Consider the following 26,546-nt stretch of genomic DNA (forward strand, 5'->3'; position numbering starts at 1 on the left):
CTGCCGCGCGGGGTTCAGGCGTTGCGCAGGGCCTCGACGTCGATCCGCTTCATGGCGAGCATCGCCTTCATCGCGCGGGCCGCCTTCTCCGGGTCCGGGTCGGTCAGTGCCTCGCCCAGGCCCGGCGGGACGATCTGCCAGGAGACGCCGAAGCGGTCCTTGAGCCAGCCGCACTGGCTCTCCTGCCCGCCGTCCGAGGTGAGCGTGGTCCACAGCCGGTCCGCCTCCTCCTGCGATTCGCACTCGACGGAGAGGGAGACCGCCTCGGAGAAGGGGAACTCGGGCCCCCGCCGTCGAACGCGACGTACTCGGCGCCTTCGAGCTGGAACCGTACGGTCATCACCGTCCCCTCCTCGCCGGGGGACGCGGCGGTCCAGCGGGTCACCTCCAGCACGCGGGAGTCGCCGCCGATGACGGAGATGTAGTAGTCGGCCGCTTCTTCGGCCCGGTTCTTGTCGAACCACAGGAACGTGGTGACCTTCTGCATGGTCTTCTCCTCACCGAATGGTGCAAAGTGCCGTGCAGGGTAGACCGCGGGCGGGCCCGGAACTCATCGGCCGGGCGCCACCGGACCCAGCGACTCGAAGCGCCAGCGGTGCACCGGGCGGGTGATCAGGGACGCGTCCGGCTCCGGCAGCTCCGGCAGCTCGTCGCCGTACGCCCCGTCCCACCAGGTGATGACCAGGACCCGGTCCTGCGGGGCGCGCAGGAGCTCGCCGCGCAGCGGGGGCCGGGGCAGCTCGGCGGCGCGGGCGCGGGCCCACTCCAGCAGCTCGGCGCCCCGGCCCTCGGTGGCGCGGGCCTCCCACATCAGGGCGGTGGCCGGGGCGCTCATGAGTACAGGTTGTCCTTGCTGACCTCGTGCACGTGGTCGTGGTCGTGGGTGTGGGCGTGGGCGCCGGGGACGTGGGTCTCGGTGACCGGCAGCGAGGAGTCGGCGGACAGGTCCAGGTCGGAGGCGGGCCGGTTGCGGGCCACCATCTCGGCGCCGAGCGCGGCGACCATCGCCCCGTTGTCGGTGCACAGCTTGGGGCGCGGCACGCGCAGCCGGATGCCGGCCCGCTCGCACCGCTCCTCGGCGAGCGCCCGCAGCCGCGAGTTGGCCGCGACGCCACCGCCGATCATCAGGTGGTCGACGCCCTCGTCCTTGCAGGCGCGGACGGCCTTGCGGGTGAGCACGTCCACCACCGCCTCCTGGAAGGACGCGGCCACGTCCCGTACCGGCACGTCCTCGCCGGCCGCGCGCTTCGCCTCGATCCAGCGGGCGACGGAGGTCTTCAGGCCGGAGAAGGAGAAGTCGTACGCGGGGTCGCGCGAGCCGGTGAGGCCGCGCGGGAAGGCGATGGCGGCCGGGTCGCCCTCCCTGGCGAGCCGGTCGATGACCGGGCCGCCGGGGAAGCCGAGGTCCAGCACCCGGGCGATCTTGTCGAAGGCCTCGCCCGCCGCGTCGTCGATGGTCGCCCCCAGGGGCCGCACGTCGTTGGTGATGTCGGGCGCCAGGAGCAGCGAGGAGTGCCCGCCGCTGACCAGGAGCGCCATGGTGGGCTCGGGCAGCGGGCCGTGCTCCAGCTGGTCGACGCAGATGTGCGAGGCGAGGTGGTTGACCCCGTACAGCGGCTTGTTCAGCGCGTACGCGTACGCCTTGGCCGCCGAGACGCCGACGAGCAGGGCTCCCGCGAGGCCGGGGCCCGCGGTGACGGCGATGCCGTCGAGGTCCCGGCCGCTGACGCCGGCCTCCTTCAGGGCGCGCTCGATGGTGGGGACCATCGCCTCCAGGTGTGCCCGGGAGGCGATCTCCGGGACGACGCCGCCGAAGCGGGCGTGCGTGTCGACGCTGGAGGCGACGGCGTCCGCGAGGAGCGTCGTGCCCCGGACGATCCCGACGCCGGTTTCGTCGCAGGAGGTCTCGATGCCGAGTACGAGCGGTTCGTCAGCCATCAGTCAGTCTCTGTTTCTCGTACGTCTTCTCGTACGTCTTCTCGTACGTCTTCTCGTACGTCTTCGTGTACGTCTTCGTGTACGTGGAGGCGCATGACGAGCGCGTCGATGTTGCCCGGCTGGTAGTAGCCGCGGCGGAAGCCGATCGGTTCGAAGCCGAAGCGGGCGTACAGCTTCTGGGCCCGGGTGTTGTCGACGCGGACCTCCAGCAGCACTTCGGCGCACTCGAAGGCCGTGGCGTGCTTGAGCAGGTCGGTCAGCAGCTCGGAGCCGAGTCCGCCGCCCCAGTGGCCGCGGGTGACACCGATCGTCTGTACGTCGGCGAGGTCACCGGCGGCGGCGAGGCCCGCGTACCCGACGATCCGGCCGGTGCCCGGCTCCTCGGCGACGACGTAGCGGCGGGTGGCCCCCGGTCCACGCGCGTGCGCCAGCTCGGACCAGAACATGCCGGCCGACCAGGCGTCGTCCGGGAACAGCTCGTGCTCCAGCTCCAGCACGGCGTCGATGTCCCACCAGCGCATCTCACGCAGCACTGCGGTCGTGGCGGTCACTGCGGGGTGACCACCTTGTAGTTCTTCGGGACCTGCGCGTCGGGCCTGCGGAGGTAGAGCGGCTGCGGCGGGAGCAGTTCGGCGCCGGCCGCGAGGCGTTCGGCGGCGAGGCCGGCGAGGGCGCCCGCCGCGAGGTGTTCGGGGCCGCGGGCGTCCGGGAAGGCGTCGGGGTAGAGCACCGCCCCCGCCCCGACGACGGGGAGGCCCGCGAGCCGCTCGGCGATGTCGGCCGGCCGGTCCACGGCGGGGCCTTCGGTCCGGGTGCGGGCGTCCTCGTACCGCGCCCAGTAGACCTCCTTGCGGCGGGCGTCCGTGGCGACGGCGAAGGGCCCTTCGAGCCCGTCGAGACCTGCGGCGTACGCGAGGCCGTCCAGGGTGCACAGCCCGTGCACCGGCACGGACAGCGCAGAACCGAACGTCGCGGCCGTCACGAGGCCGACCCGCAGCCCGGTGTACGGTCCGGGGCCGACGCCGACGACGACGTCCGTCACGGCGTCGAGTTTCACCCCGGCGTCCGCGAGGACCCGGTCGACGGCGGGCAGCAGCAGCTCCCCGTGCCTGCGCGCGTCGACCCGGGCGGACTCGGCGACGACGCGGGTCCCGTCGTGCAGGGCGACGGTGACGGCGGGGGTGGCGGTATCCATTGCGAGCAAGAGCACGCAAACAGCCTACGGCTCCGGCGAGGTCCGCCCCGCGCCCCGTACGGCTTCCCGTTCCGGGCGACCCCGGCTGCTACCGTCACCGGTTGTACGCGGAGTACGTGTAAACGCTTGTACGACTTACGGCACTCGCCTTACGGCACACGACAGCGAAAGAGGCACGCACGGTGGCAAGGGGCAGCTCGGGAATCGTGGCCGCGCTCACCGCGGCGGCCGTCGCCGTGGTCGGCTTCCTGGCCTACCAGGCCTCCGCCAACGTGCCGGACGATCTGGGCGCGAAGCCGAAGGCGTCGAACAGCGCCTCGGCTCCGGCCGGCGCCGGGCACTCCGAGCCGAAGGCGAAGAAGGACCCGCTCGCCGTCCCCGCCGACTCCGGCACCGGGATGCGCGTCGTGTACGCCCTGAGTGACCGCCGGGTCTGGCTGGTGGACGCGAAGGGCAAGGCGTCCCGGACGTTCAAGGTCATGCCGAGCGCGGTGACGGCCGTGCCGGGCACCTACACGGTGACCTCGCGCTCCGGCACCGTGCAGGGCTCCGACGGGGTGCCGATCGAGCACGTGGTGCGGTTCGCCTCGGTGGACGACGTGGCCATCGGCTTCAGCGCGGCCCAGGACGGCTCGATGGAGGAGCCGGACCCGACCCTGAAGGCGGGCGGCGTACGGATGACCCGCGAGGACGGCAACGCGATGTGGACGTTCGCCACGGTGAGCGTGAAGGTGGTCGTGGTTCCGTAAGCCCGGCCGGGCGGTGCCCGCGGGGGCGGGGCCGCGTGCCGCCGCCGGACCCGTCGGAGGCGTCCTCAGCCGCCGGACGGGCCGGGATTCGCCGGGCGCCCGGATTTCGCCGGGCCGGGCTTCCGCTTGCCGCCGTTCCCGGGGCGGTCGGGGGCTTCGTCGCCCGCCGGGGTCTTCGGTGGGGTGGATACCGCGTTCGCCGCCGCTCCCGCGGCCAGCAGGGCGCTCATCGATACCGCGCGCGGCGGCTGCGCTTCATGCTCGGATGCCGGCATGGACGCCTCCTGGTACTCCGGTGGAAGGCATGGTTAGGCAGACCTAACCTGCTCTCGTCCTCCATGTGACCATGCCTGCCCCGTCCGGCGCAACATTTTACCGACACCGCGTCGGAAACAACGGCTCCGCTCAGGCCCAGGGTGCCCAGGACTCGTTGCGCAGCCCCGCCCACCTGGCACCCACCCCCCGCAGCGTCACCGAGCGCCGCTCGTCGTCCGTGTCCCCGACCGCGCGGTCGATGAGCACCTGGAGCCGGTCCTCCGACAGCTCCTCGACCTTGCCGTCGCCCCACTCCACGACGACCACCGAATCCGGCAGCGACACATCCAGGTCCAGGTCCTCCATCTCGTCCAGACCGCCGCCCAGCCGGTACGCGTCGACGTGGACCAGCGCGGGCCCGTCCCCGAGCGGGGGGTGGACCCGGGCGATCACGAAGGTGGGGGACGTGACGGCGCCGCGCACCCCCAGGCCCTCGCCGAGTCCCCGGGTCAGGGTCGTCTTGCCCGCGCCCAGCTCGCCGGTAAGCATCACGAGGTCGCCGGGGCGCAGCACGGAGGCGAGCCTGCGGCCCAGGGCCCCCATCTGTTCGGGGGAGTCGACCGCCAGTTCCACGGTGACGGCGGACGGGGTGTTCTCGGCGGTCCCGGCGGCCGCCGGGCTGTTCTGCGCTGCTTCCATGTCCGGAAACGATACGGGCGCGGCCGTCAGGATTCCGGTACGGCTCCCGCCCGCACCAGCAGGTCGGCGAGCCGGTCGGTCACCGTCTCCGGGTGTTCCAGCATCACGAGATGGCCGGCGTCCGGGACGACGACCAGTTCCGCTTCGGGCAGCCGGTCCGCGATGGCCTCGCTGTGCGAGCTGGGCGTCACCAGGTCCTTGTCGCCGGCCAGGATGAGGACCGGCAGATCGCGGAAGAGGGACAGGGCCGCGCTCTGGTCGTGTTCGGCGAAGGCGGGGTAGAACTCGGCGACCACGTCGATCGGGGTGGCCTCGATGAGCCGCTCGGCGAACCGCGCGACCGCCGGGTCCACGTCCCGCGAGCCGAACGAGTACCGCTTGATCAGCCCGGCGAACAGGTCGGCGGTCGCCCGCCGTCCCCGCTCCACCAGCTCCGCCTGCGAACCGAGCGCCCTCAGCACCCCGGGCAGCACCCGGCGCACCGCGTTGACGCCCGCGACCGGCAGCCCGAAGCTGACCTCGTCGAGCTTCCCGCCCGACGTGCCGACGAACGCGACGGCGGCGACCCGGTCGCGGATCAGCTCCGGGTACCGGTCGGCGAGCGCCATGATCGTCATGCCGCCCATGGAGTGGCCGACCAGGACGAGCGGACCCTCTGGGGCGGCCGCGTCGATGACCGCCTTGAGGTCGCGGCCGAGCTGGTCGATGCCGACCGGCACCCCGCCGCCGGCGCGGGCCTGGGCACGGCCGCGCTCGGAGCGGCCGTGGCTGCGCTGGTCCCAGTGGACGGTACGCACGATGCCGCGCAGGGCGGCCCGCTGGAAGTGCCAGGAATCCTGGCTGAGGCAGTAGCCGTGGCTGAAGACGACCGTGACCGGGGCGGGCGCCTTGCGTCCGAAGAGCCGGCGCCTGCGGGGGCCCGCGCCCGCGGCGGAGGACGCGGTGCCGTCGGGCCCCGCCCCGTCGATCTCGTCCACCTCGTAGAACAGCTCGGTGCCGTCGTCGGCCGTGGCCCGGCCCGGCACCCCGCGCAGCGAGCCGTACGGTCCGGTGGCGTCCAGGGCCAGCCGGGCACGCTTGCGCATGGACCGGCCGACCGTCAGCCGCTCGACCGCGACTCCGGCCGCCGCCCCGGCGGCGAGCACGCCTATGGCGGCGCCGGCGACTCCCGCCCGGCGCCAGCCGGCCGCGGAAGCGGCCGTCGCCACCGCGTCACCCGCGCTGATCTCGCTCACCGTGCCGCGCTCCTCCTCGCTCGTGTCGGTCCGTCCCGGCCCGCGGGCGTCTTTGGACCGTGCCCGGTCAGACCCCGGCCGGGGCCCCGTCCTCGGCGCCCCGGTGGACGCGCGGCACCCGGCCGCCGATCCGGGTGACGATCTCGTACGCGATCGTGCCGGCCGCCTCGGCCCAGTCCTCGGCGCTCGGCTCGCCCCGGTCGCCGGGGCCGAACAGCACCGCCTCGCTGCCGGCCGCCACCTCGTCGCCGTCCAGGTCCACGACGAACTGGTCCATGGCCACCCGGCCCGCGATCGTCCGCCGCACCCCGCCGACCAGGACGGGGCCCCGGCCGGACGCGTGGCGCGGGATGCCGTCGGCGTAACCGAGCGGCACCAGGCCGAGCGTGGTCTCCGCTGCCGTCGTGTAGTGGTGGCCGTAGCTGATGCCGTGGCCGGCCGGTACGTGCTTGACCAGGGCGACGGACGCGGCGAGCGTCATGACGGGGCGCAGCCCGAAGTCGGCGGCGGTGCCCAGTTCGGGCCCCGGCGAGATGCCGTACATGGCGATGCCGGTGCGCACGAGGTCGAAGTGGGACTCGGGGAGGGTCAGGGTGGCCGGGGAGTTGGCGATGTGCCGCACCTCGGGCTCCACGCCGGCCTTCTCCGCGTACGCCACCATGTCGCGGAAGGTGTCCAGCTGGGCGGTGATCGAGGGGTGGCCCGGCTCGTCGGCGCAGGCGAAGTGGGACCACAGGCCGGTGACGCGGACCGTGCCCGCCTGCTCGGCGGTGCGGGCGGCGGCGACCAGTTCCGGCCAGTCGGCGGGCTGGCAGCCGGCCCGGCCGAGGCCGGTGTCGGCCTTGAGGTGGATACGGGCGGGCCGCCCGGCCTCCGTGGCGGCGGCGGTCACCTCGTCGAGCGCCCACATGCCGCTCACCGACACGTCGACGCCGGCCTCGATCGTCTCGCGCCAGGGCCCGCCCGGCGTCCACAGCCAGCACATCATCGGCGCTTCGAGCCCGGCCGCGCGCAGGGCCAGGGCCTCCTGCGGGGTCGCGGTGCCCAGCCAGGCGGCGCCGGCCTCCAGCGCGGCGCGCGCGCAGGGCACCGCGCCGTGCCCGTAGGCGTCGGCCTTGACCACGGCCATGAGCCGCGCCCCGGACGCCCGAGCACGCAGCACGCGCACATTGGCGCGGAGTGCGGCGAGGTCGATCTCGGCACGGGCTCTGAGGGACGCTGTCTCGTTCATATCGCGCCCAGTGTCTCAGAGCCGTACGGCCCGGCCTGCGGGACACCGGGCCCGGCGGGGCGCGCCTTTCCGCTCCGTGGGCAGGTCAGGCGTGGTGCAGTTCGTGTTCCAGGTGGTCGGCGAGGACCGGTACGTGGCTGTGCGGGACGTCCTTGACCGCCGTGACGAGCGTCACCGGTCCGCCCTCGCGGACCAGCCCCACCAGTTCGTCCACGGCCGCCGTGTGCACCGGGTCGGCGAGTTCGGCGCGGTAGCGGTCCACGAAGGCGTCGTAGCGCGTCTCGGAGCGGTCCTCGTGGTACCAGGAGCGCAGTTCGTCCGACGGGGTGAGGTCCTTGAGCCACCGGTCGATCGCGGCCCGCTCCTTGGAGACCCCGCGCGGCCACAGCCGGTCGACCAGGACCCTCGTTCCGTCGCCGTCCTCCGCGGGGTCGTACACCCGGCGTACGCGCACGTCGTCGCTGCTGCTCACGGCCGATCGCCTCTCGTGTGAGGTTGCTGCCTCCAGCGTCTCTCAGGCGCGGACGTCCCGCCAGGCCGCGGGGATGGCGTCGGCGACGTCCAGCGCGGCGAGCGGGGAGCCGTCCGCGGCGCGGCGGGCCGCGAGGCCGTGCAGGTAGGCGCCGGCGGAGGCCGCGTCGAGCGGGGCGAGGCCGGCGGCGAGCAGGGAGCCGGTGAGGCCGGAGAGCACGTCGCCGCTGCCGGCGGTCGCCAGCCACCCGGTGCCCGTCGGGTTGACCCGGACCGGGGTGTGCGGGGTGTCGGTGGCGATGAGGGTGGTCGACCCCTTGAGCAGAACCGTGGCACCGAACCGGGCGGCCAGTTCGCGTACGGCGGCGAGCCGCCCCGCCTCGACCTCCTCGCGGCGGGCGCCGAGCAGCGCCGCGGCCTCCCCGGCGTGCGGGGTGAGGACGGTGGGCGCGGTGCGGGCCCGGACCACCTCGGCGTCCAGCAGCCGCAGCCCGTCCGCGTCGACCAGCACCGGCACATCGGTGGCCAGGATGTCGGAGACGGCCGCGACAGCGTCCGTGCCGTCGCCGAGTCCCGGCCCGACGACCCACGCCTGCACCCGCCCGGCCCGCGCGGGGCGGCCCGCGTGGACCAGGGTCTCGGGATGCCGGGCGATGACGGCCGCGCCGCCGGGGCCCGCGTAGCGCACGGCCCCCGCCCCGCCGCGCAGCGCCCCGGAGACGGCCAGCACGGCGGCGCCCGGGTAGCGGGCCGACCCGGCGGCGATGCCGACGACCCCGCGCCGGTACTTGTCGCTCTCGGCGGCGGGCACGGGCAGCAGCGCCGCCACGTCCGCGTACTGGAGGGCCTCCAGGTCGGGCACGCCGGGGAGTTCGGCGCCGAGCCCGATGTCCACGAGGCGCAGCGCCCCGGCCCGTTCGGCGGCCGGGTCCACGAGCAGCGCCGGTTTGTACGCCCCGAAGGTGACGGTCGCGTCCGCGCGCACCGCTTCGCCGGGCACCTCGCCGGTGTCGGCCTCGACGCCGCTCGGCAGGTCGACGGCGACGACGGGCGCGCCGTGCGCGGTGTAGCGCCTGACCAGTCCGGCCGCGTCGGGCCGCAGTCCGCCGCGTCCGCCGATGCCGGTGATGGCGTCCACGACGAGGTCGATGCGCCCGGCCCAGTCCTGGTGGGCGGTGCTCTCCCCGCCGTCCACGACGCGCCCGCCCGCCGCGAGCAGGGCCGCGCTGCCGCCCTCGTGGGCCCGGCCGTGGACGGCCCGTACGGCCACCACCCCGGCCCCGCGCCGGGCGAGCCGGGCGCCGGCGTACAGGGCGTCGCCCCCGTTGTCGCCGGTGCCGACGAGGAGGACGACGCGGGAGCCGTAGACCCGGCCCGCCCGGCGCAGCAGGTCGGCACAGGCGGCGGCGAGTCCGGCGGCGGCGCGCTGCATCAGCGCGCCTTCGGGAAGCCGGGCCATGAGGGCCTGTTCGGCGGCCCGTACGGTCTCAACGCTGTAGGCGGTACGCATGCCACCCAACGTACGCAGGAACCGCCGGGGGCGCGCCGCGTAGCGCGCTACCCCTCCGCGATCACCACCGCCGACGCCACCCCGGCGTCATGACTGAGCGACACGTGCCACTGCCTTACGCCCAGTTCGGCGGCGCGGGCGGCGACCGTGCCGCTCACCCGGAGCCGGGGCCGGCCGCTGTCCTCGACGTACACCTCGGCGTCTGTCCACAGCAGTCCGGCGGGGGCGCCGAGCGCCTTGGCGAGGGCCTCCTTGGCGGCGAACCTGGCGGCCAGCGAGGCGATGCCGCGCCGCTCCCCGTCGGGCAGCAGCAGTTCCGCCTCCACGAAGAGGCGCGCGGCCAGCAGCGGTGTGCGCCGCATCGCCGCGTCGAACCGTTCGATCTCCGCCACGTCGATGCCGACCCCGATGATCACGTACCCGCCCTCACTTCCGACCGCCGGTTCACTCCACCGTGACGGACTTCGCCAGGTTGCGCGGCTGGTCGACCTCGTTGCCGCGGGCCGTCGCCAGTTCGCAGGCGAAGACCTGCAACGGCACGGTGGCGACCAGCGGCTGAAGCAGCGTAGGCGTTGCCGGGACGCGGATGAGGTGGTCGGCGTACGGGACGACCTCGTCGTCGCCCTCCTCGGCGATGACGACGGTCAGGGCGCCGCGGGCCCGGATCTCCTGGATGTTCGACACGATCTTGCCGTGCAGCACCGAGCGCCCGGCCGGGGACGGCACCACGACGACGACCGGGAGGCCGTCCTCGATGAGCGCGATCGGCCCGTGCTTGAGCTCTCCGGCGGCGAACCCCTCGGCGTGCATGTACGCGAGTTCCTTCAGCTTCAGCGCGCCCTCCAGGGCGACCGGGTAGCCGACGTGCCGGCCGAGGAAGAGCACGGTGTCGTGGCCGGCCAGCGACCGGGCCAGCTCGCGGACCGGTCCCATGGTCTCCAGGACCCGGTCGACCGAGCCGGAGATCTCGGAGAGCTGCCGGATGACGGTACGGATCTCGTCGCCCCACTTGGTGCCGCGCACCTGGCCGAGGTAGAGGGCGACGAGGTAGCAGGCGACGAGCTGGGTGAGGAACGCCTTGGTGGAGGCGACGGCGACCTCGGGCCCGGCGTGCGTGTAGAGGACGGCGTCGGACTCGCGGGGGATGGTGGAGCCGTTGGTGTTGCAGATGGCGAGCACCTTCGCACCCTGTTCGCGGGCGTGCCGCAGGGCCATCAGGGTGTCCATGGTCTCGCCGGACTGGGAGATGGCGACGACCAGGGTGTGCGGGTCCAGGATCGGGTCGCGGTAGCGGAATTCGCTGGCCAGCTCGGTCTCGCAGGGGATGCGGGTCCAGTGCTCGATGGCGTACTTGGCGATCATCCCGGCGTGGAACGCGGTCCCGCAGGCGACGATCACCACCTTGTCGACCTCCCGCAGCTCGCCGCGCGTGATGCGCACCTCGTCCAGGTGGAGCGTGCCCTCGGGGTCGATGCGGCCGAGGAGGGTGTCGGTGACGGCCTTGGGCTGCTCGGCGATCTCCTTGAGCATGAAGGAGGCGTAGCCGCCCTTCTCGGCGGCGGACGCGTCCCAGTCCACGTGGTACGCGCGGACGTCGGCCGGCTCCCCGTCGAAGCCGGTGACGACGACGCCCTCCCGGCGCAGCTCCACCACCTGGTCCTGGCCCAGCTCGATCGCGGACCTGGTGTGCGCGATGAACGCGGCGACGTCGGAGGCGAGGAACGACTCGTCCTCCCCCACCCCGACGACGAGCGGCGAGTTGCGGCGGGCGCCGACCACGGCGTCGGGCGCGTCCGCGAAGACGGCGACGAGCGTGAACGCCCCTTCGAGCCGCCGGCACACCTGCCGCATCGCCTCGGCCGGCTCCCCGCTCCGGCTGTACGCCTCGGCGAGGAGGTGGGCGACGACCTCGGTGTCGGTCTCGGAGAGCAGGTCGTGGCCGCGTTCGCAGAGTTCGGCACGCAGGGCGGCGAAGTTCTCGATGATCCCGTTGTGGACGACGGCGACGCGGCCCGCGTTGTCGAGGTGCGGGTGGGCGTTGACGTCGGTGGGGCCGCCGTGGGTGGCCCACCGGGTGTGCCCGATCCCGGCGCTCCCGGCCGGCAGCGGGCGCTCGCTCAGCGCCTTCTCCAGGTTGACGAGCTTCCCGGCCTTCTTCGCGGCGGCCAGCCCGCCGTCGGCGAGGACGGCGATGCCGGCGGAGTCGTACCCCCGGTACTCCAGCCGCTTGAGGCCCGCGACGACGACGTCCTGCGCCGACTGCCCACCGACGTAACCCACGATTCCGCACATAGTGGTCCTTTCCTGGTCACCAGCCCCTATTCTTCGCATAGTCGCAGAAGTAGACATCATTTCGGGGCCAACGGGGCGGCTGCGCCGGACCGGCCCTACCCGGCACGCACCGGCACAGGCCCTACCCGGCGCGCACCGGCACCGGCTCCCGCCCGGCCGGTGCGGCGGCCGTCTTCCCGCCCTTGACGAGCAGCAGCACCGCCGCCCCCGCGACGATCCCCACCGCACCGGCCACCACGGCCGCCACATTCAGCCCCGAGGCGAACGCCGCCCGCAGCGCGTGCTCCGGGACCCCGGCGGCGCGCAGCCCGTCCGCGCCGCCGCCCGCGAGCGCGTGGGACTGGCCCTCGCCCAGGCTCTCCCCCATCCGGGAGGTCAGCACCGTCCCGAGCACGGCGACCCCGAAGGCGTATCCGAGCTGGCGGAAGGTGTTGACCGCGCCGCCCGCCATGCCGGCCCGCTCCGGCTCCACGGCGGCCAGCGCGGCGCCCGCGATGGCCGGGGAGACCAGGCCGGTGCCGATGCCCGCGACGACCAGGCCCGGTATCAGCGCGGGCCACGAGGAGCCCGCGCCGAGCACGGCCTGACCGAGGGTGCCGGCGCCGATGAGGACGAGCCCGACGCCGATGGTCAGGCGCGGCTGCGCCCCGTGCAGCAGGCGCCCGCCCGCGGCCGCCACCAGGAACGCGGTCGCGGCCAGCGGCAGGACCGCCAGACCGCCCTGGACCGGGCTCAGCCCGAGGACCGTCTGCAACCAGATCGAGGTGTACGGCAGCACGCCGAAGGCCGCCATGTTGAAGGCGAGGGACCCGGCCATCACGCCCGTGAAGGCGGAGGTCCTGAACAGCGAGAGGTCGAGCAGCGGGTGGGCGACGCGCAGTTCCACGACGACGAAGCAGAGCAGGGCGAGCACGGCGAGAGCGAAGGTGAGAAGCGTCTGCCCGGAGGTCCAGCCGACGCTGCCCGCCCGTACGACGGCGTACGTCGCGGCCCCCGCGAACACCGCGAAGGCGGCGGTCCCCGCCCAGTCGGTGCGCCGGTCGCGCGCCCCGTGCGACTCGGGCACGGTCCTGAGGGTCAGCCAGATGGCGGCCACGCTGACCGGCAGGTTCACGAAGAAGATCCAGCGCCAGCCGGGCCCCTCGGTCAGCAGCCCGCCGACCACCGGCCCGATCGCGGCGGCGCCCCCGCTCACCGCGCCCCACAGCCCGAGCGCCACGGACCGGTCCTTGCCCCGGTACACCGAGGCGAGCAGCGGCAGCGTGGTCGCGAACATCGCGGCGGCGCCCACCCCCTGGACCCCGCGCGCGGCGACCAGTACGGCCGGCGACGAGGCGAGGCCGCAGGCCAGCGAGGCGACGGCGAAGAGCACGACGCCCGCGACATGGACCCGGCGCCGCCCGAGCCGGTCGGCCGCGGCGCCCGTGCCGAGCAGCAGCGCGGCGAGCGCGAGGGCGTAGCCGTCGATGACCCATTGCAGGTCGGAGAGCGACGCGTGCAGCACCCGCGCCATGTCGGGCAGTGCCACGATGACGATCGTGACGTCCAGCAGCAGCATGAACGTCCCCAGACAGACCGCGGTGAGCGGCCCCCACTTACGCATGTCGTTCTCCTCGCAAGGCTTCGGTGTGACCGGCGGCCACCCCCGTACGATCGGACGGCCGCGTCCCGAATCCCCAGCCAGTGACCGGCCGGCGGCGGAATCCGACATGGAAGGGGCCCGAATCAGTGGAATCACCCACCCGGGGAGACGCCCTCGACCTGCGCATCCTGCACGCCCTGGAGCTGGACGCCCGCGCGCCCTTCAGCCGGATCGCCGCCGTGCTCGGGGTCTCCGACCAGACGGTGGCGCGCCGCTTCCGCAGGCTTCGGGCGGAGGCCGGTCTGCGGGTCGTGGGGGTGCGGTGCGCGGCCTCGGAGGAGTCGTTCGAGCACTGGCTGCTGCGGGTGCGCTGCGCGCCCGACGGCGCCATGGCCATCGCGGAGGCCCTGGCCAAACGCTCCGACACCTCGTGGATCGGTCTGACCTCGGGCGGTACGGAGGTGACGTGCACGGTCAACGTCCGCAGCCGGGACGCCGCCGACGACCTGCTCATCGGCAAGCTCCCGCGCACCCCGCACATCGTGGACATCCGCGCCCACCAACTGCTGCACCGCTTCTACGGGGGCCCCGCCGGCTGGCTCCACAAGAGCGGCGCGCTGACCCCCGGGGAGACGGCCGCCCTCGTCCCGCCCCCCGCCGCCGCCCCGCCCGGCCCCGCCGTCATCACCTCCGACGACGAGCCCCTGGTCGCCGCGCTGGAACGGGACGGCCGGGCCACGTACCCCGAACTCCAGCGGGCGACCGGCCGATCCGAATCCTCGGTCAAGCGCCGCCTGGCCCGCCTCGTCGCCACCGGCGCGCTGTACGTGGACGTGGAGTTCGACTCCGCCCACCTGGGCTTCCGCAACGCCAGCATGCTGTGCGTCACGGCCGCCCCCCGCGCCCTGCACACGGTGGGCGAGGCACTGGCGACCGACCGCGAGGTGGCCTACGCGGCGGCCACCACGGGCCCGTCCAACCTGGTGACGGTCGTCATCACCCGCGACTCGGCCCACCTCTACCGTTACCTCAGCGAACGCCTGGGCCGGCTCGACGGCGTCGAGCACGTGGAGTCGATGCCGCTGCTGCGCCGCGTGAAGCAGCTGACGTACCGGCCGTTCGGGGGGTAGCGGGGGCCGAGGGTTCAAGCCGTTCTCGCCCGCTCGGGAACAGACGCGCGTTCCTCTGCCGGCGCCGGGGCATTCTTTCCATGCGCACGTCAGAACACACGCGCATGGAAAGCGGAGGAACAGGACCTTCCGAATCCGGACGATTCCCGCACGGCCCTCCGGAGGCACCTCTGACCAGGCGCCACAAATTCCGTTATGGGACTTCAAGGTACTTCTATTTGAGCATCCCCACCCCTCGCTGATTGAGTCTGCGACGACGCCGGGCGGTAAACGCCCCGGAAGTCGAAAAGGCGAATTCAAGCCACTGGGGGATGACATGACGGTAACCGAGGCCATCGGAACCCTGCCCGGAAAGCACTCGAACCGGGCGGATTTCCTGCCGCTGCGGGTGGACGCCGGCCGGGCCGATATCGCGAAGCTGACCCGGCTGCTGCGCGACGGCGCACGCCCGGCCAACGAGCAGTTCGACCAGGACGAGCACCTGGACGAGGTGATCCCCAAGCCCTGGGGCTACGAGTACCGGGCCTACGTGGACGACTTCTTCGACTTCTGGTCCCTGCACATCGACGGCGGGCACAGCACATCGGTCCATGTGCACCCGCGGAAGCTGACCTACCTGCTGTGCCTGGGCGGCCAGGGGGTGACCACCGGTCTCGACCGGGAGGAGATCCCCGTCCGCGAGGGGGCGATCCTGCGCATCGCGCCCGGCGCGTTCCACGGGACGCGCAGCACGGGCACCGAACCGCTGGAACTCATCGAGGTCGAGGTGCCGCGCAACAAGTTCGACCTGATCCGGCTGCACGACGACTACAACCGGGCCGGCACCGCATACGAGAGCGCCTCCATCGAGGAACCCATGCACCGAATGCGGAAGGTGCCCTCACTCCCCCACGCGAAAATGCGGGACCGGACTCCGGACCGGCGATTCCGGTTCGACCTGCGTACCGGAATGGATATTTTCTACCGGCCGCAGGAGACGGACCTTTTTTACATCCCCCTGCATATTTCCGGAGTGGTCCGCAGCGACTGCGAAATCCTGACCGGCCACCCCGACGACCGCCGCCGGCCGCAGACCGACAAGCAGTACCTCTGCATCAGCAAGAACGTCTGAACCAGACCGCCGGTCTTTGGCCGGCCACCCACAGCGAAGGAGTTCCCTCATGTCCCGCAACGCCGTCATCATCACCGGCCCCGGCTTCCAGGACCACGATGTCGTCTTCACGTACTACCGCCTCATGGAGGAGGGCTGGAACGTGGACGTGGCCACCAAGAACGCCGACGCCGTCAACGGCAAGTACGGCATCCCGCTGCCCATGGACAAGACGGCCCGCCCGCTGATCGCCTTCGAGGACCTCGCGGTCGACCAGTACGACGTCGTCATACTCACCGGCGGCCACGAGGCCCCCGACCGCGTCCGCCAGGACCGCGGCGTCCTCGACTTCGTCGCCGGCATGGACCGGGCGGGCAAGGTCGTCGCCGGCCTGTGCCACGGTCCCTGGATCATGGTCAGCGCGGGCGTGCTCAAGGGCCGCAAGGCGTGCGCCTACATCGGCCTGCGCGACGACGTGATCAACGCCGGGGCCGACGTGGTCGACAGCGACGTGATCGTCGACGGCAACATCATCACCTGTTCCTACTACGGCTACATGGGCACGTTCATGCGGTCCGTCTTCGAGACCGCCGAGAAGATCGCGGCCGGGAAGCAGGCCGCCTGATGGCCGGGCGCCCCACCCTCCTGGCGCTCGACTTCGACGGCGTCATCTGCGACGCCCTGGAGGAGTGCGCGCTGGTCACCTGGCTCGGCGTCCAGCCGCACGACCGGACGATCCCGGGCCCGGAGCAACTTCGCCTGGTACCACGCGAGTTCATCGACCGGTTCCGTACCGTACGCGACTACGCCCGGACCCTGGACCACTTCGTGGTCGCCCACCTCCCCGAGGCCGCCGCCCTCGGCGGCCAGGCGGACTTCGACCGGCTGTACGAGGCCCTGCCCTCGTCCTACGTGCAGAAGTTCACCGACGCGGCCAACGCCGCCAGGCAGTGGTTCCGCACCCGGGAGACCGAATTCTGGCTGGACCTGCACACCCTGTACCCGGGCGTGCCGGAGCTGCTGCGCCGGCACAGCGGATCGGTCGCGATCGTCACCGCGAAGGACGAGGGCTCGGTCCACGCCATCCTCGGCCGGCACGGTCTGGACGAGACCGTATCGGCGGTGTTCGGCGAGTGCGGCCGCAAGGCGGAGGCGATCGAGGAGATCAGCGCCCGGTGGGGCGTCGACCTGAAGGACGTGACCTTCGTCGACGACAACCTCACCAACGCGGTGCGGGTCGCCCGGACCGGGGCGGTGTCCCGGTGGGCCCAATGGGGTTACCAGACCCCCGAGCACCGCGCGCAGAACGCGGAGTGGGGCGTGGCCCCGCTCCACCTGGAGGACCTCGCCGGCCTGGGGCCCGTCCCCGCCGGGGTCTGAGCCGGCCCGCACCTCAACACCGCACCGCACGACACCGCACCGCACCGCATCTCAACACCGCACCGACGAGGACGGGGCCCTTCCCACCCGGGCCGGGCCCCGTCCTCGTCATGCCCACCCGTGCCCGTGCCCGTGCCCGCCCTTCCGACCGGAGAGACAGCCATGTCCGCGCCCTCATCGCCGCCCGCCGTCCGGACCGGCCGCGGGCCGGCCCCGCTCCCGCCCGGTGCGCCGTCCGCCGCGCAACTCGGTCTGCTGACCGTGCTCGCGGTGGCCGTCCCGGCCCAGCTCTACCTCGCCATCCCGATGGCCCCCCGCTTCCAGGAAGCCTTCGGCGTCGGCCCCGGGGCCGCCGCCTGGGCGGGGAGCTGCTTCTCGCTGTTCTACGCCCTCGGCTTCCTGGTGTTCGGCCCCCTCGCCGACCGGACCGGCCACCGCCCCGTCCTCTCCTGGGGGACGGCTGCGACGGCCCTGACCACGGCGGCGCTCTGCCTCGCCCCCGGCTACGGCTGGTTCCTGGCCCTGCGCGCCGCCCAGGGCCTGGCCGCCGCCTCCTTCGCCCCCGTGGCCCTCGCCTACATCGCCCGCCACACGGCGGACGCCCGCCGCCCGGCGGCCCTCTCGGTGCTCACCACAGGGCTGCTCGGCGCCGGCGTCGCCGGCCAGGTGCTCGGCCAGGGCGTCGGCGGCCACGGCCACTGGCAGGCCGCGTTCTGGCTGCCGGCCGTCCTGTACGCGGGCGCGGCGGCCGGCCTGCGGATCCTGCTGCGCCCGCCGGTGGCCGACCCCACCGTCTCCGTCCGCTCGACCTCGGGCGTGCTGCGCGGGCTGCTGCGCGACCGCCGGGCGCTCGCCGTCTTCGCCTCCGCGCTCACGGTGTTCGGCAGCTTCGTGGCGCTGTACGCCGTGCTGAACCCGCACCTCGCCGACGCCCACGGCCTGAGCGGCGGTCAGGTCCTGGCCGTCCAGGCCGTCGGCGCGGCCGGGCTGCTGGCGGCTCCGGTTATCCACCGCTTCGCGGGCGGCCGGGGCCCCCGCGGCCCGGCGGTCGCCGGGTTCCTCACCGCGGGGGCCGGGCTGCTGGTGGCCCAGCTGACCCCGGTCCTGCCGCTGCTGGTCCTGGGGAGCGTCGTCTTCGTCGCCGGGATCGGCCTCACCGTCCCCAGCCTGGTCGGCATGTTGCACCGGATCGCCCCGGCCACCGCCACTACCGCCGTCGCCTTCAACACCTTCCTGCTGTTCGTCGGGGCGTCGGCGGGCCAGCTCGTCGCCGCGTACTGCGGATACCGGACGACGCTCGGGATCTGCTGCGCCGCCTTGCTCGCCGCCGCCCGCGCGGTGGCCGCCGCGGGCCGCCCACCCGCCGCCCCCGCCCCGTAACCCCGTTCCCACCCACGTCCAAGGAGTCCACTCGCATGCGTACCCGTCGTGTCCTCGTTCCGCTTCTCGCCCTCCCGATCGCCGCCACGGCGGTGACGGGCGCTCCCGCCCAGGCCCTCGCGCACGGCGGACCTCCGCACCACAACGACCCGCACCACAACGACCGTCCCACGCTCATCCCCCTGGATCTGGCCGGCGGGCAGCAGCCGGAGAACCTCACCCCGCTGCCCTCGGGGGCCTCGGCCGTCACGTTCGCCCTGACCGGCCAGGTGGCGGAGGTGTCCCGCAGCGGAAAGGTGCGGCTCATCGCCCAGCTCCCGGTACCGGCAAGGGGCGACACCCCCGTCCTGCACGGCAAGGCGTTCGCCGCGGGGATCGCCCGCGCCCACGACGGCACGCTCTACGTCGCCCTGAGCACCGGCACCGCCGCGCACACCGGCATCTGGCGCGTCCCCCGCCACGGCCGCCCGTCCCGGATCGCGGCGCTGCCCGCGGACAGCCTGCTCAACGGGATCGCCCTGGACGAACGGCGCCACCGCCTCTACGTGGCCGACTCGACCGGCTCCGCGGTATGGACCGTGAGCCTGCGCGGCGGAGCACCGAAGCGCTGGGCGTCCGGCAAGGCGTTCGCCCCCACGGCCGGGTTCCTCGGGGCGAACGGGCTGCGGTTGCACGACGGCGCCGTCTGGGTCTCCAACCTGGACGCCGGCACCCTGCTGCGCGTACCCGTCGGGGCCGACGGCCGGGCCGGTGCCGTGCGCCGGGTCATCGGCGGCCTCGGCTCGGTGGACGACTTCGCCTTCACGGGCCGGGGTGACGAGGTCCTCGTCACCGACATCAAGGCCGACACCCTGACGAGGGTCGCGCCGGGGAAGCGCCGCACCACCGTGCTCAACGGCTCGGACGGGCTTTCCAGCCCCACCGCCGTGAGCGTGCGCGGCCGACGGATCACCGTCACCAGCGCCGCGTACTTCACGGAGCGCGGCCCCAATGTCCTCAGCGCGACGATCGCCCGGTGACGCCATGACGGGGGAAATGGCAACCGCACGCTCCGTGCCCGGCCCGGTCCGCACCGCCGCGCGGGTGGCCGGGCCCTCGGGTCTGGTCCTCTTCGGCGTCACCGGGGACCTGGCCCGCAAGAAGCTGGTGCCCGCGGTGTACGACCTGGCCAACCGCGGGCTGCTGCCGCCGGACTTCGCCCTCGTCGGGGTGGCCCTGCCGCGCCGGGAGGGGGAGGACTTCGCGGGGGTGCTCCGGAAGTCGGTCGGGGAGCACGCCCGCACCCCCTTCCGTGAGGAGGTCTGGCAGCGGCTCGCACGCTCGATGAGCTTCGTCCAGGGCGACCTGGAGCAGGACGACGTCTTCGAGATCCTGGCCAAGGAGCTGGACCGGGCGCGGGGTGCGCACGGGAACTTCGCCTTCTACCTCTCCGTACCGCCGGTGCTGTTCCCCTCCGTCGTGCGGCAGTTGGGGAGGCACGGCCTGGCCCGCCCGCCCGAGGGGTCCTGGCGCCGGGCGGTCATCGAGAAGCCGTTCGGCCGCGACCTGGAGTCGGCGCGCGAGCTGGACTCCGTCGTCCATGGCGCCTTCGCCCCGGAGCAGGTCTTCCGCATCGACCACTACCTCGGCAAGGAGACCGTCCAGAACATCCTGGCGCTGCGCTTCGCCAACCAGATGTTCGAACCGATCTGGAACCGGAACCACGTCGACCACGTTCAGATCACGATGGCCGAGGACATCGGCATCGGCGGCCGGGCCGGCTACTACGACGGCATCGGCGCGGCCCGTGACGTCATCCAGAACCACCTGCTCCAACTGCTGGCGCTGACCGCCATGGAGGAGCCGGCCACCTTCGAGCCGGGAGCCCTGGTCGCGGAGAAGGTCAAGGTGCTCAACGCCGTCCGGCTCCCCGCCGACCTGTCCACCGGCACGGTACGCGGACAGTACGCGGCCGGCCGGCAGGGCGGTGCGGAGGTCGTCGGCTACCTGGAGGAGGCCGGAGTCGGCTCCGGATCGCGGACCGACACGTACGCCGCGATCAAGGTGGGGGTCGATACGCGCCGCTGGGCGGGCGTGCCGTTCTACCTGCGCACCGGCAAGCGGCTGGGGCGCCGGGTCACCGAGGTCGCGGTCGTCTTCCGGCGCGCCCCGCACTCCCCGTTCGCGCCCGCCGCGACCGAGGAGCTGGGGCAGAACGCGATCGTCGTCCGCGTCCAGCCGGAGGAGGGCATCACGGTCCGTTTCGGCTCCAAGGCGCCCGGTCCGACGATGGACATACGTGACGTGTCGATGGACTTCGCGTACGGGACCTCGTTCGCCGAGTCCTGCCCCGGGGCCTACGAGCGGCTCGTCCTCGACGTCCTGCTCGGCGACTCGGGACTCTTCCCGTGCACCGCGGAGGTCGAGCGCTGCTGGGAGATCCTCGACCCGGTCGAGCGGCACTGGGACGCGCACGGCTCCCCCGCTCCGTACGCGGCGGGCAGTTGGGGGCCGTCCGAGGCGGACGAGCTGCTCGCGCGGGACGGAAGGAGCTGGCGACGGCCGTGAGAACCGACCGTGCCACGTATGGCACAGCACCTCTTTCCGAATTCAACGATTCCGTACGTCTGGAGGCGCCATGAAGCCGACCGCCGGCAGGACCGCCCTGTTCGTCCTCACCAGCCACGCGGAACTCGGCACCACCGGCCGGCCGACGGGCTTTCACCTGGGCGAGACATACGAACCCTGGGAGATCCTGAGAGAAGCGGGCCACCACGTGGAGTTCGTCTCGGTCGAGGGCGGCATGCCGCCGATGATCGGTCACGATTCAGCCGACGAGGGCCATACGGCATTCCTTTCCCACCCCGAAGGGGGTGGGCTCATCGAGGCCGCGCCGCGCCCGCAGGACGTGGACCCCGGCCGGTACGACGCGGTGTACTTCGTCGGCGGCCACGGCACCATGTGGGACTTCCGGGGCCACCCCGCCCTGGAGGAGATCGGCCGGACGGTCTTCGAGAGCGGCGGCGTGGTGGCTGCCCTGTGCCACGGACCGGCCGCCCTGGTGGACCTGCGCCTGGGTACGGGACGGCACCTGATCGACGGTCACCGGATCACCTCGTTCTCCCACGAGGGCGAGACCGCCCGCGGTCTGGACACCGTGGTGCCGTTCCCGCTCCAGGGCGCCCTGGAGGAGCGGGGCGCCGTCTACAGCTGCGCCCCCGGCCGGGAACCGCACGTGGTGGTCAGCGGCCGTCTGGTCACCGGCCAGAATCCGGCGTCGGCACGCGGTCTCGGGAACGCGGTCGCCGCACTCCTGGCCTCCTGAGCCGGGGCACGCCGTACGCCGAGGGGCCCGGGGAGACGTCTCCCCGGGCCCCTCGGCGTACCAGCGGCGCGTTCAGGCGGCCCGCAGCGCGGTGTACCGGCCCACGTGCCGCTCGGCCAGGAGGGGCACCACTTCGCCCAGGACCAGGTCGCGGTAGTGGTCCGACGCCTGGTGCCGCTCCAGCGCACCGGCGTCCGCGTACTCCTCGATCAGCACGAACTCCAGGTCGCTCCCGGCGGCCCGGTAACCGCTGTAGGCAAGGCACCCGGGTTCCGCGAGGCTCCTCTCCGTGATGTCGGCGAGCAGCTTCTCGATGGTGTCTCCATGACCCTCGCCGGCGACCCAGCGGGCCACTACCGTAACGGGCACGACGTTTCTCCTCACCTCGAACACCCGACCGCATGCATTTCATGCGACAGTCGCGCAGAATCCTTATCGAATTCCGCACGCAACTCAGAGGATCACGCGGAACCGACCTCCGGCAAATAGCCGGGAGGACCACCGGAATAAGATCTTCTATCGGAACACCGATACCGCACCCGAGCCACCGCACCAGGCACACATCAAGCATTCATAAGGAATGCACGAGGAATCCCCAAGGGGTTTTCGAGGGCTTTTCCAGGGTTTCTCAAGGGCCTTCCGAAGCATGGCCCAGGGCCCTCCGACTGCTTTCGGCACACCGGAAGGCCCTGACGGCCCTACCGGGCGGCGACGGGTGCCGAGCGGCGCAGCCAGTGCCGGGGAAGGGGACGGCCGGAGGCCAGCTCCACGGCCGTTCGGGCGAGGTCGGCGGTGGAGGCCGGGTTCTGTCCGGTGATCAGCCGGCCGTCGGCGACCACATGGCTGCGGAAGGCGTCCCCGGCCTCGTACCGGGCCCCGCGCTCGGCCAGGGCCTCGCCGAGGAAGTACGGGACGATCCGGTCGAGGCCGACCGCCCGCTCCTCCTCCTGGGTGAACGCCGTCATCCGGCGCCCGGACACCAGCGGGGTCCCGTCCGGGCCCGGCACGTCGAGCAGGGCCGCGACTCCGTGGCACACGGCGGCGATCACCGCGGAATCCCGGCCGGCCCAGTAGTCGGCGAGGAAGCGGACCAGCCGCGCGTCCCCGGGCAGGTCGATGATCGCGCCATGGCCGCCCGCGACGAAGACGATGCCGTAGTCGTCGGGGGAGAGCAGGTCCGGGGTGCGCGTGTTCTCCAGGCGGTCCTGGACGACCGGGTCCTCCAGGAACATGCGCTGCGGCGGGTCCGACCGGTCGACCCCGCCCGCGGGCGGCCGCCCGGCGCGGGTGCTGGTGAACTCGAAGTCCCATCCGGCGGCCAGCAGCGCCCGCCACGGGTAGGCGGCCTCGGGCAGCCAGAAGCCGGCGGACCGGCCGCCGGGGAGGCGCTCGGTGCTGCTGAGGACGATGAGCCCTTTCAAGGAATGTGCGGGCACCTTTGCCTCACTTTCGCCGGAGAGTGGCTGTTTCTCTGCGGCCGATGCCGTCGGGGGGTAACGGGAAGCAGCACCATAGCCCATCTCCCTGTTCTTACCGCAAGAAGAAGGACGCATTTTCAATGGGATATAGGACTGCTTATGTGGGTCATGAGTTCGTCTATTTGCCGGGGCTGCCCGCGGTCTCTAAATTTCTGGGTGTCGGCAACACGGTAATGCGGCCGGCCACCGGGACACCCGTCCCGCCCCCTGCGACGCCGCAGCCCCTGCCCCTCATCCATGACCCCGTCCGGGAGATTCCGCCATGTCCACGAAGGTTCTGTTCGCCCTCACCAGTCACGACGCACTCGGCGCGACCGGCCGTAGGACCGGTTTCTATGTGCCCGAGGTCGCCCACCCGGCGGCCGTGTTCCGCAGGGCCGGTTACGAGATCGACTACGTCTCCGTGCGCGGCGGGGCCGCTCCGCAGGACGGCATCAGCCCGGACGACACCGTCGTCGCCGAGTTCCTCGCGGACCCGGCGACCACGAAGGCGCTGGCCACGACACCCGCCGCGGGTGACGTGAAGGCCGAGGAGTACGACGCGATCTACTTCGCGGGCGGCCACGGCACGATGTGGGACTTCCCCGAGTCCGAGGAGCTGGCCGCGCTGGCCGCCGCGATCTACGAGCGGGGCGGTGCGGTCGCGGCCGTCTGCCACGGTCCGGCCGGCCTGGTGAACATCAAGCTCTCGGACGGCAGCCACCTGGTGGACGGCAAGCAGGTCTCGGCCTTCACCAACGAGGAGGAGGAGGCGGTGGGCCTGACCGGCGTCGTTCCTTTCCTGCTGGAGAGCACCCTGGCCGAGCGTGGCGCCAAGATCACCAAGACCGGCAACTTCGCCCCGCACGCGGTGGCCGACCAGCGGCTGGTGACCGGCCAGAACCCGGCGTCCGCCGCGAAGGTCGCCGAGCTCGTCGTCGAACAGCTCGCCGCCCGCTGACCGCGCCGGGCAGCGCACGCCTCGTGGGTGGGTGACCGCCGAAGCCCCCGGCGGCCACCCGCCCACGGCGGCCGCCCGGCCCGACGGTCACCACCCGATCGCGTAGTGTCAGGTACACCGCCGGTTCGGCAGGCACCGGACCGGGACACAGCTTCCGGGGGGATGGCTTGTCCGTACAACTTGGCTGGGTGCGTACGTTCGTCGCGGTCTACCGGCTCGGGTCCTTCACCAAGGCCGCCCACCAGCTCGGCCTGTCCCAGCCCGCGGTCACCCATCAGATCCGCAACCTGGAGCAGGCGATGGGGCGCCCGCTCTTCGAACGGCTCCCCCACGGCGCCCAGCCCACCCAGGCCGCCGACGGCCTCATCCGTGAGGTCCAGGGCCCGATCGACCTCCTGAGCCACGCCGTCGACCGCGCCTTCGGCGACGACCCCGCGGCCCGCCCGCTGACGGTGGCGGGCCCCGTCGAGCTGACGACGACCCGGGTGATCCCCGCGATCAGCGACCTCGCTTCGGACGGCATGCGCCTGAACTTCACCTTCGGCCTCGCCGACGACCTGCTCGACCGCCTGGAGGACGACGAGTTCGACCTCGTCATCTCGACCGTCCGCCCGCGCGGCCGCCGCGTCACCGCGACCCCGCTGGTCGACGAGGAATTCGTCCTGGTCGCCTCCGCGGAGCTGGCCGGACAGCTCCCACTGGACCGGCTCGCCACCGAGGGCCCGGACGTCCTCGGCGACATCCCGATGATCAGCTACGCGGAGTCCCTGCCGATCATCCGCCGCTACTGGCACACGGTCTTCGACCGCTCCCTCACCACTCCGCCCGCCCTGGTCATCCCCGACCTGCGCGGCGCCCTGGCCGCGGTCAAGTCCTCGGCCGGCATCTCGGTCCTGCCCACGTACCTGTGCGCGGAGGAGCTGGCCGACGGCGGCATCACCCCGCTCATCGAGCCGGAGATCCCGCCCCTGAACACCTTCTACCTGGCCACCCGCCGAGGCAGCCCCCCACACCCGGACCTGACGCTGCTGCACGGGCACCTGCTGATGAAGGCGCAGCTGTGGATCTGAGTCCGCGGGTGCCCCGGCGGGACGGTGACCCGGCGGACGGTCACCCGGCGGGACGGTGGCCCGGCGGGACGGTCACCCGGCGGGACGGTGGCCCGGCGGGACGGTCACCCGGCGGGACGGTGGCCCGGCGGGAGCGCCGGCGCCCGTCCGCCGGGCCACGCACACCGCCGGCTCCGCCGTCCCGGTGCGTGCTGACGGTGGAGTGACAATTCCCGTCCGACGCGGCGATGAGTTTGCCCCGTGCGGGGAGTCACTCCATCGTTGTCACCCCAACACCCGGAGGAACCACGTGACTCAACTGCTGCGGGTCCAGAATTTCACCGTCTCCGAGGACGGCGTCGCCGCCGGCGAGGACCAGACCCTGGAGCGGCCCTTCGGCGGCCATGTGGACCCGGGCCGGCTGTTCTCCTGGGCCGGGGCCACGGCGAGCTGGCCCAACCGGACCGACCCGGGCGGGAGCCGGGGGCTGGACGACTACATGACGCGGGACTTCGCGCACAACATCGGCGCCGAGATCATGGGCCGCAACAAGTTCGGTCCGCAGCGCGGCCCCTGGACGGACCACGAGTGGCAGGGCTGGTGGGGCGACGAACCGCCCTTCCACACCCCGGTGTTCGTCCTGACCCACCACGAGCGCCCGTCGATCACGCTCTCCGACACCACGTTCCACTTCGTGGACGGCGACCCGGCCGCGGTCCTCGGACAGGCGCGGGAGGCCGCGCGGGGCAAGGACGTCCGGCTCGGCGGCGGGGCGACGACCATCAAGGAGTTCCTGGACGCCGACCTGGTGGACACCCTGCACGTGGCGGTCGCGCCGGTGGAGCTGGGGACGGGCATCCGGCTCTGGGACTCCCCGGACGACCTTCGCGACCGGTTCCACCTGGACGTCGTACCGAGCCCGAGCGGGGTGACGCACCACCTGTTCTGGCGGAAGTAGTCCCACGCCGCGGTCCATGCCCGCTCAGTGGTAGGCGTGGACCACGGCGTGGCCCTTGCCGCGCCCGATCATCCAACGGTTCACCGGCGTCGTGATGACGAAGGCGAGGACCAGGGAGCCGGCCAGCGCGCCCCAGAAGAGGACGTCGGCCAGGCCCGCGTCCATGGCGCCGGGGATGGTCACCATGACGGTGTTGTCGATGACCTCCATGACGGCGATCGACAGCGTGTCCGCGGCCAGGGCCACCTTCAGGGCCCGGCGCAGGGGCACGCCCGCGCGCAGGACGCCGCGCATGGTCAGCGCGTAGCCGAAGACGAAGGCCAGGGCGATGGACAGGGCCACGGTGGCCCCGTTGTGCAGGCCGGCCGCCGTGCCGATCACCATGCCGAGTACCTCACCGATGGCGCAGCCGGTGAGGCAGTGCAGGGTGGCCTGCGCGGCCATGCGCCAGGAGGCGTGGCCGCCGTGGGCGGTGTGGTCGGTGTGCCCGGGGCGGTGGTCGTGGGGGCCGTGTGCGTGGTCCATCGTGCGCTCCCTCCGTCGTGCCGTACGGGGCGGGTCTCCACGGTGTCCTCCCGCCCCCACGACCGTAACCGTATACCCGGTGGGGGTATTCCAGCCCCACCCCGCGCCGGGACCACGGATCGACATTGCATGATCATGCGAGATGATGCATAATC

28 protein-coding genes and 1 pseudogene are annotated in these 26,546 nt (G+C 73.0%); 12 read left to right on the top strand and 17 right to left on the bottom strand.

Annotation, left to right across the window (positions count from 1 at the left end; all coding sequences use genetic code 11):
- Positions 1–14: 14 nt before the first annotated feature.
- The 5 genes and pseudogenes from B082_RS37755 to tsaB form a co-directional block, all read right to left on the bottom strand.
- Positions 15–487 (bottom strand): annotated as a pseudogene (locus tag B082_RS37755) (VOC family protein).
- A 63-nt stretch (positions 488–550) separates the two neighbouring features.
- Entirely contained in the window at positions 551–835 is a 285-nt protein-coding gene (locus B082_RS0104200) for a hypothetical protein (protein WP_018550565.1), read from the bottom strand.
- Positions 832–1,938: a tRNA (adenosine(37)-N6)-threonylcarbamoyltransferase complex transferase subunit TsaD gene (tsaD, locus tag B082_RS0104205; protein WP_018550566.1), complete on the bottom strand. Its 1,107-nt coding sequence runs from the start codon at positions 1,936–1,938 to the stop codon at positions 832–834. The genes B082_RS0104200 and tsaD overlap by 4 nt, the downstream gene beginning before the upstream one ends.
- Entirely contained in the window at positions 1,938–2,489 is a 552-nt protein-coding gene (rimI, locus tag B082_RS0104210; protein WP_018550567.1) for a ribosomal protein S18-alanine N-acetyltransferase, read from the bottom strand. The genes tsaD and rimI overlap by 1 nt, the downstream gene beginning before the upstream one ends.
- Entirely contained in the window at positions 2,486–3,133 is a 648-nt protein-coding gene (gene tsaB / locus B082_RS0104215) for a tRNA (adenosine(37)-N6)-threonylcarbamoyltransferase complex dimerization subunit type 1 TsaB (protein ID WP_018550568.1), read from the bottom strand. The genes rimI and tsaB overlap by 4 nt, the downstream gene beginning before the upstream one ends.
- 206 nt (positions 3,134–3,339) lie before the next feature.
- On the opposite strand from tsaB, the gene B082_RS0104220 reads away from it, so the two are divergent.
- Positions 3,340–3,882, top strand: a complete 543-nt coding sequence (locus B082_RS0104220; protein WP_018550569.1) for a hypothetical protein — start codon at positions 3,340–3,342, stop codon at positions 3,880–3,882.
- A 65-nt stretch (positions 3,883–3,947) separates the two neighbouring features.
- Here the strand turns inward: B082_RS0104220 and B082_RS38790 are convergent, their stop codons facing one another.
- The 9 genes from B082_RS38790 to B082_RS0104265 form a co-directional block, all read right to left on the bottom strand.
- Positions 3,948–4,157, bottom strand: a complete 210-nt coding sequence (locus B082_RS38790) for a hypothetical protein (RefSeq protein ID WP_106435457.1) — start codon at positions 4,155–4,157, stop codon at positions 3,948–3,950.
- Positions 4,158–4,287: 130 nt separating this feature from the next.
- The gene (gene tsaE / locus B082_RS0104230; protein ID WP_018550571.1) at positions 4,288–4,836 is read right to left on the bottom strand and encodes a tRNA (adenosine(37)-N6)-threonylcarbamoyltransferase complex ATPase subunit type 1 TsaE; all 549 of its coding nucleotides are present in this window, start codon (positions 4,834–4,836) and stop codon (positions 4,288–4,290) included.
- A 26-nt stretch (positions 4,837–4,862) separates the two neighbouring features.
- The gene (locus tag B082_RS0104235; RefSeq protein WP_018550572.1) at positions 4,863–6,071 is read right to left on the bottom strand and encodes an alpha/beta fold hydrolase; all 1,209 of its coding nucleotides are present in this window, start codon (positions 6,069–6,071) and stop codon (positions 4,863–4,865) included.
- A gap of 67 nt (positions 6,072–6,138) precedes the next feature.
- A complete protein-coding gene (gene alr, locus B082_RS0104240) occupies positions 6,139–7,302 on the bottom strand; it encodes an alanine racemase (RefSeq protein ID WP_018550573.1) in 1,164 nt (387 codons plus the stop codon).
- Between the two features lie 85 nt (positions 7,303–7,387).
- A complete protein-coding gene (locus tag B082_RS0104245) occupies positions 7,388–7,774 on the bottom strand; it encodes a DUF488 domain-containing protein (protein WP_018550574.1) in 387 nt (128 codons plus the stop codon).
- 42 nt (positions 7,775–7,816) lie between these two features.
- Entirely contained in the window at positions 7,817–9,283 is a 1,467-nt protein-coding gene (locus B082_RS0104250) for a bifunctional ADP-dependent NAD(P)H-hydrate dehydratase/NAD(P)H-hydrate epimerase (protein WP_018550575.1), read from the bottom strand.
- 47 nt (positions 9,284–9,330) lie between these two features.
- A complete protein-coding gene (locus tag B082_RS0104255; RefSeq protein WP_018550576.1) occupies positions 9,331–9,699 on the bottom strand; it encodes a holo-ACP synthase in 369 nt (122 codons plus the stop codon).
- Positions 9,700–9,727: 28 nt separating this feature from the next.
- Complete coding sequence (gene glmS, locus B082_RS0104260) at positions 9,728–11,575, bottom strand: glutamine--fructose-6-phosphate transaminase (isomerizing) (protein WP_018550577.1); 1,848 nt, start codon at positions 11,573–11,575, stop codon at positions 9,728–9,730.
- Positions 11,576–11,696: 121 nt separating this feature from the next.
- The gene (locus B082_RS0104265; RefSeq protein ID WP_018550578.1) at positions 11,697–13,178 is read right to left on the bottom strand and encodes an MFS transporter; all 1,482 of its coding nucleotides are present in this window, start codon (positions 13,176–13,178) and stop codon (positions 11,697–11,699) included.
- 125 nt (positions 13,179–13,303) lie between these two features.
- Between B082_RS0104265 and B082_RS0104270 the strand changes: the two genes are divergently transcribed.
- From B082_RS0104270 to B082_RS0104305, 8 genes are all read left to right on the top strand, one after another.
- Complete coding sequence (locus B082_RS0104270; RefSeq protein WP_018550579.1) at positions 13,304–14,287, top strand: Lrp/AsnC family transcriptional regulator; 984 nt, start codon at positions 13,304–13,306, stop codon at positions 14,285–14,287.
- Positions 14,288–14,603: 316 nt separating this feature from the next.
- Positions 14,604–15,398 (top strand): cupin domain-containing protein, encoded by a 795-nt coding sequence (locus B082_RS0104275; RefSeq protein WP_018550580.1) that lies wholly within the window; start codon positions 14,604–14,606, stop codon positions 15,396–15,398.
- 49 nt (positions 15,399–15,447) lie between these two features.
- On the top strand, positions 15,448–16,002 hold the full coding sequence (locus B082_RS0104280; protein ID WP_018550581.1) for a DJ-1/PfpI family protein: 555 nt from the start codon (positions 15,448–15,450) through the stop codon (positions 16,000–16,002).
- On the top strand, positions 16,002–16,757 hold the full coding sequence (locus tag B082_RS0104285; protein ID WP_018550582.1) for an HAD family hydrolase: 756 nt from the start codon (positions 16,002–16,004) through the stop codon (positions 16,755–16,757). Before B082_RS0104280 ends, B082_RS0104285 begins: the two co-directional genes overlap by 1 nt.
- A 162-nt stretch (positions 16,758–16,919) precedes the next feature.
- A complete protein-coding gene (locus B082_RS35560) occupies positions 16,920–18,137 on the top strand; it encodes an MFS transporter (RefSeq protein ID WP_018550583.1) in 1,218 nt (405 codons plus the stop codon).
- A 35-nt stretch (positions 18,138–18,172) separates the two neighbouring features.
- A complete protein-coding gene (locus B082_RS0104295) occupies positions 18,173–19,156 on the top strand; it encodes a hypothetical protein (RefSeq protein WP_018550584.1) in 984 nt (327 codons plus the stop codon).
- Positions 19,157–19,172: 16 nt separating this feature from the next.
- A complete protein-coding gene (gene zwf / locus B082_RS0104300; RefSeq protein ID WP_018550585.1) occupies positions 19,173–20,684 on the top strand; it encodes a glucose-6-phosphate dehydrogenase in 1,512 nt (503 codons plus the stop codon).
- Positions 20,685–20,754: 70 nt separating this feature from the next.
- Positions 20,755–21,441 carry a type 1 glutamine amidotransferase domain-containing protein gene (locus tag B082_RS0104305; RefSeq protein ID WP_018550586.1) on the top strand — a complete coding sequence of 229 codons (687 nt, stop codon included), beginning with the start codon at positions 20,755–20,757 and terminating at the stop codon, positions 21,439–21,441.
- Positions 21,442–21,513: 72 nt separating this feature from the next.
- Here B082_RS0104305 and B082_RS0104310 read toward each other — a convergent pair whose 3' ends face one another.
- Positions 21,514–21,810, bottom strand: a complete 297-nt coding sequence (locus B082_RS0104310; RefSeq protein WP_037709443.1) for a putative quinol monooxygenase — start codon at positions 21,808–21,810, stop codon at positions 21,514–21,516.
- Positions 21,811–22,139: 329 nt separating this feature from the next.
- Positions 22,140–22,862, bottom strand: coding sequence for a type 1 glutamine amidotransferase domain-containing protein (locus B082_RS35565; protein WP_018550588.1), 723 nt, complete (start codon positions 22,860–22,862; stop codon positions 22,140–22,142).
- A gap of 319 nt (positions 22,863–23,181) precedes the next feature.
- Here B082_RS35565 and B082_RS0104320 point away from each other — a divergent pair, with 319 nt between their 5' ends.
- The 3 genes from B082_RS0104320 to B082_RS0104330 all read left to right on the top strand — a co-directional run bounded on the left by B082_RS0104320 (position 23,182) and on the right by B082_RS0104330 (position 25,866).
- Positions 23,182–23,859, top strand: a complete 678-nt coding sequence (locus B082_RS0104320; RefSeq protein WP_018550589.1) for a type 1 glutamine amidotransferase domain-containing protein — start codon at positions 23,182–23,184, stop codon at positions 23,857–23,859.
- A gap of 167 nt (positions 23,860–24,026) precedes the next feature.
- Complete coding sequence (locus tag B082_RS0104325; RefSeq protein WP_026249420.1) at positions 24,027–24,929, top strand: LysR family transcriptional regulator; 903 nt, start codon at positions 24,027–24,029, stop codon at positions 24,927–24,929.
- A gap of 289 nt (positions 24,930–25,218) precedes the next feature.
- Positions 25,219–25,866 (top strand): dihydrofolate reductase family protein, encoded by a 648-nt coding sequence (locus B082_RS0104330; RefSeq protein WP_018550591.1) that lies wholly within the window; start codon positions 25,219–25,221, stop codon positions 25,864–25,866.
- A gap of 24 nt (positions 25,867–25,890) precedes the next feature.
- Here the strand turns inward: B082_RS0104330 and B082_RS0104335 are convergent, their stop codons facing one another.
- On the bottom strand, positions 25,891–26,391 hold the full coding sequence (locus B082_RS0104335) for a DUF4396 domain-containing protein (protein ID WP_018550592.1): 501 nt from the start codon (positions 26,389–26,391) through the stop codon (positions 25,891–25,893).
- Positions 26,392–26,546: the final 155 nt, after the last annotated feature.

This window comes from Streptomyces sp. ATexAB-D23, assembly GCF_000373645.1.
Lineage (GTDB): Bacteria > Actinomycetota > Actinomycetes > Streptomycetales > Streptomycetaceae > Streptomyces > Streptomyces castrisilvae.